This window comes from Pseudomonas kitaguniensis (assembly GCF_049199985.1).
Classification (GTDB): domain Bacteria; phylum Pseudomonadota; class Gammaproteobacteria; order Pseudomonadales; family Pseudomonadaceae; genus Aquipseudomonas; species Aquipseudomonas kitaguniensis.
The window spans coordinates 1-14074 of record NZ_JBLZPT010000025.1 but is presented as its reverse complement, the minus strand read 5'-3'; the positions used below and the strand labels follow the sequence as shown (position 1 = coordinate 14074).

General features: G+C 60.3%; 14 protein-coding genes. 7 read left to right on the top strand and 7 right to left on the bottom strand.

The annotated features are described in order from the left end of the window. Positions 1 to 158 precede the first annotated feature (158 nt). The gene (locus ACOZK9_RS23165) at positions 159 to 1226 is read right to left on the bottom strand and encodes an ABC transporter substrate-binding protein (protein ID WP_421556635.1); all 1068 of its coding nucleotides are present in this window, start codon (positions 1224 to 1226) and stop codon (positions 159 to 161) included. A 422-nt stretch (positions 1227 to 1648) separates the two neighbouring features. Here ACOZK9_RS23165 and ACOZK9_RS23160 point away from each other — a divergent pair, with 422 nt between their 5' ends. From ACOZK9_RS23160 to poxB, 3 genes are all read left to right on the top strand, one after another. Further along, complete coding sequence (locus ACOZK9_RS23160) at positions 1649 to 3307, top strand: nitrite/sulfite reductase (protein ID WP_421556634.1); 1659 nt, start codon at positions 1649 to 1651, stop codon at positions 3305 to 3307. Further along, the gene (locus ACOZK9_RS23155; protein ID WP_058411677.1) at positions 3291 to 3785 is read left to right on the top strand and encodes a DUF934 domain-containing protein; all 495 of its coding nucleotides are present in this window, start codon (positions 3291 to 3293) and stop codon (positions 3783 to 3785) included. The genes ACOZK9_RS23160 and ACOZK9_RS23155 overlap by 17 nt, the downstream gene beginning before the upstream one ends. 435 nt (positions 3786 to 4220) lie before the next feature. Next, complete coding sequence (gene poxB, locus ACOZK9_RS23150) at positions 4221 to 5945, top strand: ubiquinone-dependent pyruvate dehydrogenase (RefSeq protein WP_152745216.1); 1725 nt, start codon at positions 4221 to 4223, stop codon at positions 5943 to 5945. Positions 5946 to 5987: 42 nt separating this feature from the next. Here the strand turns inward: poxB and ACOZK9_RS23145 are convergent, their stop codons facing one another. Beyond that, positions 5988 to 6545, bottom strand: coding sequence for an NADPH-dependent FMN reductase (locus ACOZK9_RS23145; RefSeq protein ID WP_058411679.1), 558 nt, complete (start codon positions 6543 to 6545; stop codon positions 5988 to 5990). Between the two features lie 228 nt (positions 6546 to 6773). Here ACOZK9_RS23145 and ACOZK9_RS23140 point away from each other — a divergent pair, with 228 nt between their 5' ends. After that, positions 6774 to 7010: a hypothetical protein gene (locus ACOZK9_RS23140; protein WP_058411680.1), complete on the top strand. Its 237-nt coding sequence runs from the start codon at positions 6774 to 6776 to the stop codon at positions 7008 to 7010. A gap of 100 nt (positions 7011 to 7110) precedes the next feature. Here ACOZK9_RS23140 and gspG read toward each other — a convergent pair whose 3' ends face one another. After that, positions 7111 to 7560 carry a type II secretion system major pseudopilin GspG gene (gspG, locus tag ACOZK9_RS23135; protein WP_421556633.1) on the bottom strand — a complete coding sequence of 150 codons (450 nt, stop codon included), beginning with the start codon at positions 7558 to 7560 and terminating at the stop codon, positions 7111 to 7113. Positions 7561 to 7717: 157 nt separating this feature from the next. Between gspG and ACOZK9_RS23130 the strand changes: the two genes are divergently transcribed. Further along, a complete protein-coding gene (locus tag ACOZK9_RS23130; RefSeq protein WP_152749452.1) occupies positions 7718 to 8608 on the top strand; it encodes a LysR substrate-binding domain-containing protein in 891 nt (296 codons plus the stop codon). On the opposite strand, the gene ACOZK9_RS23125 is transcribed toward ACOZK9_RS23130, so the two are convergent. The 4 genes from ACOZK9_RS23125 to ACOZK9_RS23110 form a co-directional block, all read right to left on the bottom strand. Continuing rightward, positions 8605 to 9177, bottom strand: a complete 573-nt coding sequence (locus ACOZK9_RS23125; protein ID WP_058411683.1) for a GNAT family N-acetyltransferase — start codon at positions 9175 to 9177, stop codon at positions 8605 to 8607. The genes ACOZK9_RS23130 and ACOZK9_RS23125 overlap by 4 nt on opposite strands. 212 nt (positions 9178 to 9389) lie before the next feature. After that, positions 9390 to 10130 carry a DNA polymerase III subunit epsilon gene (gene dnaQ, locus ACOZK9_RS23120; RefSeq protein ID WP_183141072.1) on the bottom strand — a complete coding sequence of 247 codons (741 nt, stop codon included), beginning with the start codon at positions 10128 to 10130 and terminating at the stop codon, positions 9390 to 9392. 82 nt (positions 10131 to 10212) lie between these two features. After that, positions 10213 to 10665, bottom strand: coding sequence for a ribonuclease HI (rnhA, locus tag ACOZK9_RS23115; RefSeq protein ID WP_029291380.1), 453 nt, complete (start codon positions 10663 to 10665; stop codon positions 10213 to 10215). Between the two features lie 88 nt (positions 10666 to 10753). Beyond that, complete coding sequence (locus ACOZK9_RS23110; RefSeq protein WP_058411685.1) at positions 10754 to 11512, bottom strand: class I SAM-dependent methyltransferase; 759 nt, start codon at positions 11510 to 11512, stop codon at positions 10754 to 10756. A 65-nt stretch (positions 11513 to 11577) separates the two neighbouring features. Here ACOZK9_RS23110 and gloB point away from each other — a divergent pair, with 65 nt between their 5' ends. Beyond that, positions 11578 to 12345, top strand: a complete 768-nt coding sequence (gene gloB / locus ACOZK9_RS23105) for a hydroxyacylglutathione hydrolase (RefSeq protein ID WP_421556648.1) — start codon at positions 11578 to 11580, stop codon at positions 12343 to 12345. Between the two features lie 98 nt (positions 12346 to 12443). Next, entirely contained in the window at positions 12444 to 13856 is a 1413-nt protein-coding gene (locus ACOZK9_RS23100; protein ID WP_058411687.1) for a transglycosylase SLT domain-containing protein, read from the top strand. Positions 13857 to 14074: the final 218 nt, after the last annotated feature.

The window sequence follows — 14074 nt, the reverse complement described above, 5'->3', positions numbered from 1 at the left end:
AGTGACAGCACACCACCGGCCGGCGCCAGGCCGGTGGTGCATAGCTACGACACGGCTACGACGCGCGCGGAGTTTGTGATGCTGGGCATCCTGTTCACGGCGGTTTTTGCGCTGATGCTGTTCGGCATCGTCAAACGGGTGCTGCCCTTTGCGGGTGTTCAGCGCAGCAGCAGTTGCAAGCTGAACGGGTAACGGTAGGACGCAGGCTTGCCTTGGGCCGACAGCGCCTGAAAATTCACCGGTTGCGTTGGCGCAAGCAAGCGCTGCGCCTGGGCTGCATCAATCAGTTGGAATAACGCTTGCTGCCGGTCACGTCCGCCATAGGCGCTGATGTCGACGCCCTTGGCGTCGTCGTTGATCAGCACCATGGCCCACCCGCCCAAGGTGAAATGCCCGGCAACCAATGTCGTCAGCCGCCCGTCCAGGCGTGCCTGCAAAATCTGCGGCGAGCTGTTGATTGCACTGAACAACGCGTCCTTGCCCGGCAGCCGCCCACTCTCCTGCAGCGCCTGCATGGCACCCAGCGCCATCTCGTCGTTGGCCGACCACACCAGCGCGGTCTGCGGGTAGCGCTTGAATAATTGCGTCGCTTGTTCGAACGCGCGTTGGCGACTCCATTCTCCGTAGACCAACTGGCGCAGGCGCACTTCGGGATGCTCGGCCAAGGCGCGGCGCAGGCCTTGCTCACGCCGTTGCGCGCTGGGCGTATTCTTGGCGCCGGAAAACGCCAGCAGGTCGAGGGAATCGCCAGGCTCGACCGGGCCATGCTGGCGCAGCAGGTCGGTGAGCATCAGGTAACCCGCCTGCTCGTCATCGGCCACCAGGCTGCAGATCCAGGGCGCGTCCTCGCCGGCATCCAGCAAGTGCACTTGGTCGGGAGTGAGCGCGTTATTCACCATCAGCAACTTGACCCCGCTGCCCAGGGCCATGCGCAGAATTTGCGGGGCGACGTATTGCTCGTTTACCAGCACCAGGTAGTCGGGGCGCTCGGCGCCTTGCAGCGCTTCGCGGGCCTGCGCCAGGGTGTTGCGGGCATCGCGCTCGGAATAACGCACGCGCAAATCCAGGCCGAGGTCCTTGGCGGCGGCCTGCATGAATTGCGCGTAGTCAACCCAGAAGGTTTCGGTGGACGTGCCGGGGTTGAGAAACACCACCGACGAGGCATGGCTCATCGCCGCGAACGTCGATCCCAGCAACCACACGCACGTAATAAGACCCTTCAACATGGTTGTTCAAGCCTTGAATGTTGACCGCCATGATAATGGCAATGCGACATTCAATCGAGGCTCAATCAACAGACTTTACGGGTGGCTGACCCAGAACACGGCGGTTCCCACCACCAAAATTATCAAGAACAGAATGGCCCAGGCGTCCACGCTGCTCTCGGGTTTACGGGCTTTTGTCGAATTGCTCATCGCATCGCCTCTTGTCGGTTTTATAGGTGATTGCATCAAGACACGCTCACAGTAAAGTTCATGCTTGCCTCTGTGACAAATGTGGATATGAAGATAATCAGTCTCATTAGTCGATTTGGTTCTTTGCATATACTCAAACATCACTTTTGCGCATAAACGCAAACTGGTATCGTGCGCCGGCTCCGTTTGGAGTGCGCGGCCGTGCGCGCAGATTTGCCGAGAACAGGACCTATATGTACGTATACGACGAATACGATCAGCGCATCATCGAGGACCGCGTCAAGCAGTTCCGTGATCAGACCCGACGCTACTTGGCAGGTGAGCTGAGCGAAGAAGAGTTCCGCCCTCTGCGCCTGCAAAATGGCCTGTATGTTCAGCGCTTTGCGCCGATGCTGCGGGTCGCCGTGCCTTACGGCCAACTGACTTCGCGCCAGACGCGCATGATGGCCAAAATTGCGCGTGACTTCGACAAGGGCTACGCCCACATCAGCACCCGCCAGAACGTACAGTTCAACTGGCCGGCGCTGGAAGACGTGCCGGACATTCTGGCTGAACTGGCGACCGTGCAGATGCACGCGATTCAGACCAGCGGCAACTGCCTGCGCAACGTGACCACCGACCAATTCGCCGGTGTGGCGGCAGATGAGCTGATCGACCCACGCCCCTGGTGTGAAATTGTGCGTCAGTGGACCACCTTCCACCCTGAGTTCGCCTATTTGCCGCGCAAGTTCAAGATCGCCGTCAATGGCTCGACCTCGGACCGTGCCGCCATCGAAGTGCACGACATTGGCCTGGAGCCGGTGCACAACGCGGCCGGCGAGCTGGGCTTCCGCGTGCTGGTGGGTGGCGGCCTCGGCCGTACGCCGGTGGTCGGCGCGTTCATCAACGAATTTCTGCCATGGCAGGACCTGTTGAGCTACCTCGACGCGATCCTGCGGGTCTACAACCGCTACGGCCGTCGTGACAACAAATACAAGGCCCGGATCAAGATCCTGGTCAAAGCGCTGACCCCTGAGGTATTTGCGCAAAAAGTCGACGCGGAAATGGAACACCTGCGCGGCGGCCAGACCACCCTGACCGACGCCGAAGTGCATCGCGTTGCCAAGCATTTCGTCGACCCGGACTACAAGGCCCTGAGCAATCAGGACGCCGAGTTGGCCGAACTCGACACGCAACACCCAGGTTTCGCGCGCTGGCGCAGCCGCAACACCCTGGCCCACAAAAAACCCGGCTATGTGGCCGTGACCCTGTCGCTTAAACCGACCGGCGTTGCACCGGGCGACATCACCGACAAGCAACTCGACGGCGTTGCCGACCTGGCCGAGCGCTACAGCTTCGGCCAATTGCGCACCTCCCACGAGCAGAACATCATCCTCGCCGACGTTGAACAGTCGCAGCTGTTCAGCCTGTGGGGCGAACTGCGCGAGCAAGGTTTCGCCACGCCGAACATCGGCCTGCTGACCGACATCATCTGCTGCCCGGGCGGCGACTTCTGCTCGCTGGCCAACGCAAAATCGATCCCGATTGCCGAATCAATCCAGCGCCGTTTCGACGACCTGGATTACCTGTTCGACATCGGCGAGCTGGACCTGAACATCTCCGGTTGCATGAACGCCTGTGGTCACCACCACGTTGGCCACATCGGCATCCTGGGCGTGGACAAGAAAGGCGAAGAATTCTACCAAGTGTCCCTGGGTGGCAGCGCCAGCCGCGACGCGAGCCTGGGCAAGATCCTCGGCCCGTCCTTCGCCCAGGAAGCCATGCCCGAGGTGATCGGCAAACTGATCGACGTGTACGTTGAGCAGCGCACCGAAGATGAGCGATTCATCGACACCTACCAGCGCATCGGCATTGACCTGTTCAAGGAGCGCGTCTATGCAGCGAATCATTAAGAACAACGAAGTGCTCGACGAAACCTGGCACCTGCTGCCCAAGGACGCGAGCTTCGACGGCATCTCCAACTGCGACGACCTGATCGTGCCGTTGGCGCTGTGGCGCGAACACGGCCACGCCCTCAAGGCCCGCGACGGCGGCCTGGGTGTGTGGCTGGACGCCGATGAAGAAGCTGAAGAGATAGGCGCTGACGTGGAACACTTCCAGGTCATCGCGCTGAACTTTCCGGCCTTCACCGACGGCCGCAACTACTCCAACGCGCGCCTGCTGCGTGACCGTTATGGTTACACAGGCGAGCTGCGGGCGATTGGCGACGTGCTGCGCGACCAACTGTTCTACCTGCGCCGCTGCGGGTTCGATGCCTTCGCCTTGCGCGCGGACAAAGACCCGTACGAAGCATTGGAAAGCCTCAAGGATTTCTCGGTGACGTACCAGGCGGCCACGGATGAGCCGCTGCCGCTGTTTCGTCGTCGCTAGGGCTCCTTACGTTTAGATTGAAGGCATATCCGTTATTGGGGTAATGGCTTATATCGGTTGCGCTTTTACAGCGGATCACTTTTGAAAGGCCCGGAAGCTGGCCCAATCCCTCAAGCAGAATGTGGTCAAACTGTGGGAGGGGGCTTGCTCCCGATGGCGGTGGGTCAGTCAATTCATGTATCAACTGTAAGACTGCTATCGGGAGCAAGCCCCCTCCCACAAAAAGCAAAAAAAGCAGATCTGCTGTGTATGCAAGCCGGTTTTGATCTGCTTCAACCACTCAGGTCGCCGTGCTTTTGCTTTTGATCTGAGAAGCGCCCCGTTACGCCCCCCCTCCCTAACGCAATCTTCACATTAAAAACGGAGCATTCGCCGTAATCGAACTGTCCCCTATTGATCAGCAATTTTTTACCTTACTGACGATTGGAGTTCTTCATGGCGAAAATAAACCTGGCCCAGCAATTGGCGACCACCCTTGAACAGGCGGGCATCAAACGCATCTGGGGCCTGACCGGCGACAGCCTCAACGGCCTCACCGACGCCCTGCGCACCATGGACAGCATCGAGTGGATGCACGTGCGCCACGAAGAAGTTGCCGCCTTCGCCGCCGGAGCCGAAGCCGCTGCCACCGGCGAGCTGACCGTGTGCGCCGGCAGCTGCGGGCCGGGCAACCTGCACCTGATCAATGGGCTGTTCGACTGCCATCGCAACCATGTGCCGGTGCTGGCGATTGCGGCGCAAATTCCGTCGACCGAAATTGGCCTGAACTACTTTCAGGAAACCCATCCCCAAGAGCTGTTCAAAGAGTGCAGCCACTTTATCGAGCTGGTCACCAACCCCGAACAAATGCCCCACGTGCTGCACCGCGCCATGCGCTCGGCGATTCTCAACCGGGGCGTGGCAGTGGTGGTGATTCCAGGCGACGTGTCGCTGCTTGAAGTCGAAGACACGCTAAAGCCGTGGCCAGCACTGCACGCGCCGCGCACGTTGCCGGCGGAACAAGACCTGCAACGCCTCAGCGAGATTCTGCAGAGCAGCGAAAAAGTCACCCTGCTCTGCGGCAGTGGCTGTGCCGGTGCCCACGACCAAGTGCTGGCGCTGGCTGATACCCTCGGCGCGCCCGTGGTGCACGCCCTGCGCGGCAAAGAGCACGTGGAATGGGATAACCCCTTTGATGTGGGCATGACCGGCCTGATCGGCTTCAGCTCCGGCTACCACGCGATGCTCGATTGCGACACGCTGATCATGCTCGGCACCGATTTCCCTTACCGTCAGTTCTACCCGACCGACGCAAAAATCATTCAGGTCGACCGCGACCCGCAGGCACTTGGCCGTCGCGCCACGCTGGACCTGGGCATTGCCGCCGACGTCAGCGAAACCATTGACGCCCTGCTGCCCCGCCTGACGCGCAAGACCGACCGCAGCTTCCTCGACACCTCGCTCAAGCATTACCAGAAAGCTCGCCAGGGCCTGGATGACCTGGCGCAGCCGTCAAAGGCCGGCCGCCCGATTCACCCACAATATGTTGCGCGGTTGCTCAGCGAGTTGGCGGACGACGATGCGATCTTCACCGCCGACGTTGGCTCGCCCACCGTGTGGGCCGCACGGTATTTGAAGATGAACGGCAAGCGCCGCCTGATCGGTTCGTTCAACCACGGCTCGATGGCCAATGCCATGCCGCAGGCCATCGGTGCGCAAGCAGCGTTTCCGGGGCGGCAGGTGATTTCGATGTCGGGCGACGGCGGTTTCGCCATGCTGATGGGCGATTTCATCTCGCTGGCGCAGTTGAAATTGCCGGTTAAAGTCATCGTGTTCGATAACTCATCGTTGGGTTTCGTCGCCATGGAAATGAAAGCTGCTGGCTACCTGGACACCGGCACCGAGCTGAAAAACCCGGATTTTGCGGCGATGTCGAACGCCATGGGCATTCTGGGGATTCGTGTAGAGCAATCTGAAGACCTTGAACCCGCGCTGCGTCGTGCGCTGGCACACGATGGCCCGGTGTTGGTGGACGTCGTCACCGCCACTCAAGAACTGGTGATGCCGCCCACCATCAAGCTGGAGCAGGCCAAGGGTTTCAGCTTGTACATGCTCAAAGCGGTGATGAGCGGGCGCGGCGACGAAGTGATCGAGCTGGCGCGCACCAACTGGCTACGCTGAGCACGTCATAAGAACCCGGCTTTGGGGGCCGGGTTCTCGCGGTCAGCCGTGCTGTTTTTCGACCCATTTGCCATAGGCATTGATAAACGCCTGCAAAAATGGCGCGGTCTTCTCCGACAGCTTGCCCGCGTCATCAAACACGCTGCCCGCGCCACCCAGGTAGGCTTCGGGTTGCTGCATGCACGGCACATCAAGAAACACCAGCGACTGGCGCAGATGGTGGTTGGCGCCAAAGCCGCCAATCGCACCCGGCGACACACTGATGATCGCGCCCGGCTTGCCGCTCCAGGCGCTTTGCCCGTAAGGACGCGAGCCTACGTCAATGGCATTCTTCAGCGCGGAGGGCACGGATCGGTTGTATTCCGGGGTCACAAACAGCACCGCGTCGGATGAACTCACGTGTTGTCGGAAAGTACTGTACGCTGCTGGCGGCGATGCTCCGTCGATGTCCTCGTTGTAGAGCGGTAAATCGCCAATTTCGACAATGTTCAATTTGAGATTGGCCGGGGCCAGTTCGGCCAAGGCCAGGGCGACTTTGCGGTTGATCGACGCTTTTCTCAAGCTGCCAACCAGGACGGCAACCGTGTAGACCTTGCTCATTGAGGTTTTCCTGACGTCTGACTAAAGGGGCTTGTAGTTATAAAGTCTTCGCGCCGCGTTCACCAGCAGGTTTTCAAAATCCCGCAGAGGCTTGCCACGCCCTCCCATGCGTAGGAAGCGTCTGGAAGTATCAACGAATAGTATTTTTTTTCCATAGGTAAACTACCCCGCTCTCTGACGGTCTACAGAACCGCAAATCGAGTGTTTATCTCCAGAGGTTCTAAACAGATGGCTGCAGTACTTGTCGGACAGTTCCATGCCAGAGACGCGGAAGGACGCGTGTATTCGGTGCATGAGTTCCAGGAATCCAACCCGGTGCAAGGCGACCTGGCTGGCTCGGCGCCCTCCACAACCTACAAGCTGGCCATTGGCGATCGTGTAGAAAAACTGGAAGGCGATGAATTCAGATTGATCCAGTCGGGCACCATTATCACCCGCGAATCGCAAACTACCCTCGCTTCATAAGATCTCGCCTTATCGACCTGCTCAGTCCTGGCCATTGATGGCGTTGACTGGGCCGGGTGATCACGGCCGACGGATCTCCTTCACTTAAACCCCAGATGAATCAGTGGTCGCCGTAGGTAATATCCTTGTTATCGCCGACGCCGCCCAACGTGCGGTCCTTGCCGAACGAAAACAGGTCGAAGGGCGTGTTGGGCTGGGTTGCCGGGTAGTGATACTGAAAGGCAACGCCCCATGGGTCGGTGAGCTGGTCTTCGGTGATGTAAGGGCCTTTCCATTTCGCTTCACCGGCGGGTTGCGTGGTCAACGCGTCCAAGCCCTCCTCGTCCCTGGGATAACGACCGGTGTCTTGGTGAAAGCGTTCGAGCGCTGCGCCCAAATCACCCAACTGAGCCTTGGTCTGGGCGATTTCCGCCAGCGCCACATCGCCAAACAGCCGCGGCCCCACGGCCAGGGCCAACAGCCCGATGACGATCAACCCCACCAGCACTGCCCAACGCGTAAGCCCTCGCTGATTGCGCACGTTACCCCTGACTGCGGTTTTGCCGGACATCGCAAGGCTCCCTGATTATTGGTCGGTTATTACACGCGCGGTGTGACAGGCTGTTTGCAGCGGCCTACGCGCTTAACGGTAGCGCAACCACACCCACGCCCGCGCTGTTTTTTACCCAGCCATTGAAACCACACCGCACTGAACATAGACTCCCGCGATGCGTTTACGTCATATCGAAGTGATTCAGGCGATCTTGCAGACCGGACACCTCGGCACGGCCGCCGAATGGTTGCAACTCCCCGTGGGCGATGTGGACGCGACGCTCAAGGACGCCGAGCAACAACTGGGCTGCATGCTGTTTGCCAGTGTGCGCGGGCGTTTGCAAGCGACGCGTGAAACACTTGAGTTGCAGCCCGCCATCGCCCAGCTCTACGAGGCGCTGGAGCCGCTACAACGCCTGGCCAGCCGCTTGAAACACCCTCACGCCCCCGCCTTGCGTGCGGTGTGTACCGCACCGCTGGCCAACCAACTGCTGCCGCAAAGCATCGCGCTGCTGCGCCGACGCTTTCAGGACACACCGTGCAACGTGTCCAGCCAGCCGACGCGTGAGATTGTCAAAAGCCTGCTGCTGCACGAAGCCGATGTGGGCCTGAGCCTGCATGACCCGCAACATGCGCACATCCACAGCACAGTACTCGCGCAGGGCAAACTGCAATTGCTCGCGCCCCACGGCTGGCTCAAACCCAAGCAAAAGTACATCGCGTTGCAGGAGCTCGCCGGGCAGTCGATGATCGGGCTTGAAGGGCATGACCCGCTGAGCCGCCTGCTGGACGCCAAGCTGCAAGCGCTGCGCCCACTGACGGTGGTGCACACACGCGTGCAGACTTATCAGATGATGCGCAGCCTGGTCGAAGCCGGCGAAGGCCTGGCGATTGTCGACCCGTTCACCGCCTCCGGCGCGCGCGAGGCCGGGCTGGACGCCTGCCCGTTATCGCCGCCGATCCCGGTGGTTCTTTACGCATTGAGCTTGAAGGGTGCAGAACCCACGCCAGCGCTGAACGCGCTGCTGCAGATCATCGCGCTCAAGGCCGAGGCCTTGCTGACCTAGCCCGCCGCGTCCCGTTCTGACTTGAACAACCGATACCAGAAAATCGCCACTTCGCGGGTTTGCGGGTCAATACCGCGATAACGCAGGTGGTCGATGCCGCCCATCACATAGCCGCAACGCTCGTACAAGCGGCACGCGCCGAGGTTGTTGTTCTGGGTTTCGAGCATCATGCCCGGCAGGTTTTTCTTGCGGCTCCAGAACTGCGCCACATCGAGCAACGCCTTGGCCACGCCATGCCGCCGTGCAGGCAATACCACCGCCAGTTCATCAACATGGGCAAAACCGTTCCAGTTGGTGCTGACCACGATATGCCCGACCGCACGGTCATCCAGGTAAGCCATGAAGATCGCGCTGTCGGGTGCGTCGCGAAAACTCCTGAACTCTTCCGGGTCGATGCCATAACACTTGCGGTACGGCACGATGCGCTCGACGGGCCATTGGTCGACGCGCAGGCCCATTTCGGGCACGCCGTAGGCACTGACCTCAAAGCTGAAATCATTGCCCCACACGTAGGCATCAAAGCCCTCGTCGGCGACCCGTACACTGAGCCCCGGGTACTTCGGGTTCATTACAGCGTGCATAAACATACTTAACCCTTGATGCAATCGACCCTGTCGACTCGGCGTTTAAGGCACCCGCTTCACTGTTGCAATGCGCCTTATGTGGGAGCGGGCTTGCTCGCGATGCAGGCGCCTAGGTCTGTCAGGTACACCGAGTTGGCTGCATCGCGAGCAAGCCCGCTCCCACAAAAAAGCACTTTTGACCCAACCACTCAACCGGCTTATTGCTGGGTCAACTGAGCCCACAACGCCGGTGCACCCGCCGACTTGGCGATAGCCTCCAACCGCGCCGCGTGCTCAGCCAGGTCCTGCTCACTGGCGCGAATAATCGTGCTGGGTTTGCGCTCCGCCGGCAGGCGACGAATTTCCGAAGCGCGGTTGCCCGAGCCTTCCGCCGAACCGCTGCCGTCCGAAGCGTTACCGGCCAGTGACAGGCTGGTTTGCCCACCGGTCATGGTCAGGTAAACGTCGGCCAGAATCTCGGAGTCGAGCAACGCGCCGTGCAGTTCACGGCCAGAGTTGTCGACGCCGTAGCGTTTGCACAACGCATCCAGGCTATTGCGCTGGCCTGGGTGACGCTCGCGGGCCATCATCAAGGTGTCGAGAATCGAGCAGTGCTGCGCGATATTCGCCCGATCGGTCTGCCCCATCAGGGCAAACTCGTTATTGATGAAGCCGACGTCGAACGCCGCGTTATGGATGATCAGCTGCGCGCCGTTGATGAAGTCGAAAAACTCATCGGCCACTTCGGCGAAACGCGGCTTGCCCTTGAGGAATTCGTCGGTGATGCCGTGCACGCCGATGGCGCCCTCATCACTGTCCCGGTCCGGTTGCAGGTACACGTGGAAGTGACGCCCGGTGAGGCGGCGCCCCATCAGTTCGACACAGCCGATTTCAATGATCCGGTGGCCATCGGTCACCGGCATGCCGGTGGTTTCGGTATCGAGTACAACAGATCGGATGGCCATCAGGGTTCAGCTCTCAACGGTGTGTTATGCAGTGTGGTGTGAATCAAAGGGCGCGATGTTAACACGTCAGCCGGCCTCAGCTCTGCTTGTAGCCCCGCACTTCGTCCACGCCACGGTTGGCCAACTGGTCGGCGCGCTCGTTGCCAGGGTGGCCGATGTGCCCACGCACCCATTTCCAGGTGATGTTATGGCGGTTGCATTGTTCATCGAGCAATTGCCACAAGTCGGCGTTTTTGACCGGCTCCTTGGCGGCGGTTTTCCAACCGCGCTTTTTCCAGTTGACCATCCACTCGTTGATGCCCTTCATCACGTATTGCGAGTCGGTCACCAACAGCACATCGCAGCGCCGCTTGAGTTCTTCCAGGCCGCGAATGGCGCCCATCAGCTCCATGCGATTGTTGGTGGTGTTGGCTTCGCCGCCCCACAGTTCCTTCTCCACGCCCTTGCACACCAGCAAGGCGCCCCAGCCGCCGGGGCCAGGGTTGCCCTTGCAGGCGCCATCGGTGAAGAGTTCTACGCTATCGGTCATCGGTTGCATCCATCAAAACGGGCTGGCGGCAATCGGCCGACAGTATCCCGAGGCCGACAAGTTCGGCCTGAAATCAAAAAAGAGGGTGTTACGGTTCGCTTTGCTTGCGGTTGACCTTGGCCATTGGCATCGGCACCAGCTTGCCCATGGGCTGGCGCAGCACTTGGCGCACCGGCCGCAGCCCGACCACGATCTTGCGCGCCACCAATAAGTAGAAACCGCCACCCGACAACTGCCAGGCGCCTGCGCGGCGCTCCCAGCCCGCCAGGCGGCCTTGCCACTGGGTCGACGCAAGCGGCGGACGATAGCACCCGAAGCGGCGTTTCTCCAGCGCAAAGCCCAGCAGGTTCAGCCAGTCGCCCACCCGAGAAGGCGAGATGCAGCGCGCCTGGCGCAGGCCGTCATGCGCGAACATATGGCGCAGGCCCCAGGTGCTCCAGGGGTTGATACCGATAATCAGCAAGTGGCCACCAGGGCGCACACTGCTCGCCGCTTCGCGCAGCAAACCGTGGGGTGACAGGCAGAAATCCAGGCCGTGCTGCAACACCACCACATCGGCGGCGTGTTCGCTCAAGGGCCAGGCCTGTTCCTCACACACAATTTCCACACCGGGCAACGGTGCGCCCAGGCGCACATTGCGCTGCACCTGCGGCGCGGCGGGCGGCGTTTGGGCCGAGGGGCCGTAATGCACCAGATAGCCGCCAAAGAACCGGCCCAGCTCGTCTTCGAGCATGCGCCGCTCTTCATCCAGCAAAAATTGCCCGATCGGCCCGTTCAGCCAGTCGCGCGCTGCGCCGATCAGGGCCAGCCACTCAGGATCGGCCTGGGCGAACGCTTTATCAGTCATTGCATTCTCCAACTCGCCTAGACGTTCTAAGATGCACCAATGTGTTCAGCTTGGCGAATCGACGAATGATACAGATCAGTGCCCTACCCGCCTTCACCGACAACTACATCTGGTTGTTACAAGACCCGCAAACCCAGCGCTGCGCGGTGGTCGACCCCGGCGATGCCGCGCCGGTGCTGGCCTGGCTCAAGCAGAACCCGGCGTGGACCCTCAGCGACATCCTGATTACCCACCATCACCATGATCATGTCGGCGGTGTGGAGCAACTGAAAAGTGTTACCGGCGCGAAGGTCTACGGCCCGGCGAGCGAGAACATCCCGGCGCGCGACACAGCCCTGCAGGATAACGACCGCATTACCGCGCTCGGCTGGGACTTCGAGGTGTATACAATACCGGGCCATACGCTCGGCCATATTGCCTTTTACCATTCAGGCGTGCTGTTTTGTGGCGACACCCTGTTCGCTGCCGGTTGCGGCCGCCTGTTTGAAGGCACCCCGCTACAAATGCACACGTCGCTGGAACGTCTGGCCGCCCTGCCCGACGATACGCTGGTTTACTGTGCCCACGAGTACACACAAAGTAACCTCAAGTTTGCCCTCGCGGTGGAACCGGACAACGCCGATATTGCCGAGCGTGTGCAAAACGTCAACCAAATGCGCGCCCGCGGCGAGATAACGTTGCCGTCCAACCTGGCCCTGGAAAAACGTACTAACCCTTTTTTACGCACCGCTGAAACATCTGTTAAACAAAAAGCGGACGAACGGAATGGTCGCGACAACCGCTCTGGGGCCGAGGTGTTTGCTAGCTTGAGGGCATGGAAAGATAAGTTCTAAGGGCGTGCAATCTGGTACGTAAATTCTGAATGGTTGACCGCGACCCACGCGCTTTCTAGAATCGCCCGACATTTTTGCCCGGAACTTACTTCCAGCCAATGTCGTCATCTATTCGTAAATCCATCTCTTCAGACGCATTGACCCGCCTGGCTCAAGCTGTGGCGGTGGCTGTGTCCGCGACGCTGGCGGGCTGCCAATCGACGAATTTCGCTGCACAATCCACCGTGCAACCCAAACCCAATCTTGCCGCCAAGATCAAGCAAAAACCTATTTGGCTTTCAGAAAAGCCTAGCCCCGAAGTGCCCCAGGATGTCTGGGAACGCATGCGACGGGGCTTTCAATTACAGGAAGGCCTGGGCGTAAACCCGCGCATCGAGCAACAGCGCTTGTGGTTTGCCAGCAACCCATCCTTCCTGGAGAACGCCGGAGAACGCGGCAGTCTCTACATTCATTACATCGTCGAACGCCTTGAAGAACGCAACATGCCCCTGGAGCTGGCGCTGCTGCCGGTGATTGAAAGTGCCTACAACCCAATGGCCTATTCGCGCAGCGATGCGGTCGGCTTGTGGCAGTTCATCCCCTCCACCGGGCGCTACTTCAACCTGCGCCAGACCCGCGCCTACGACGGCCGCCGCGACATCACCGCCTCCACCACCGCCGCCCTCGACTACCTGACCCGTCTGCACGACATGTTCAACGGCGACTGGCTGTTGGCCCTGGCGGCGTATAACGCCGGCGAAGGCACGGTCAGCCGGGCCATCGAGCGCAACGAAAAGCTCGGCCTGCCGACCGACTACTGGAACCTGCCGCTGCCCCAGGAAACCAAGGACTACGTGCCCAAGTTCCTCGCGCTGTCGCAAGTGGTGCTGGCGCCCGAAGCGTATGGCGTGAACCTCAACCCGATCGCCAACACGCCGTACTTCGAAGTGGTTGAAGTCAAGCAAAGCATGGACCTGTCACGGGTTGCCGCGCTGGCCGAAATTGACGAAGACGAACTGTTCCAGCTCAACCCGGCCTTGAAACAACGCACAACCCTGGACGGCCCTCAGCATTTGTTGGTGCCCAGCTCCAAGGCACACTTGCTGGCCAGCAGCCTCTCGGCGATGCGGCCTGATGAACTGCTGGCGATGCGCCCTAAAAAGGCAGTATTCGACGAAGTTGAGACCGCCCGCGTTGCCGGGCGCACGCGCAGCTACAAGGTGCGCACCGGCGACAACCTCACGCTGATCGCCAAGGCGAACAAGGTTGACGTGCATGACCTGCAGCGCTGGAACAAGCTCAATGGGCAGGCGCTGAAGGTTGGCCAAAGCCTGGTGATGCAGGACACGCGCAAGGTAGTGGCCAAGGCTGACAGCAAGAAGCCGGTGCAATACAAGGTCAAAAAAGGCGACTCGCTGTATATCGTGGCCAAGCGTTTTAACGTTGAGATGCAGCATCTCAAACGCTGGAACCCGCGGACGGGTCAGGCGTTGAAACCGGGGCAGATGCTGGTGGTTTCGGGGCCTAGATAAGGCGCTGCGGGGTTTTGAGTGCATATCCTTTATTGAGGTTATGGCTTATATCGGTTCCGCTCTTACAGCGGGTCACTTTTGAAAGGCCCGGAAGCCGGCCCAGCCAAAACTAACCAAAAGGTCCTCGCCCCACCACTCGGCACCTCGCTTAGGCTCGGTGTGCCCTCACTCCGACATTACGGAGCGGGCCGCCGCGACGGGGCGTCCCTGCCCCGTCG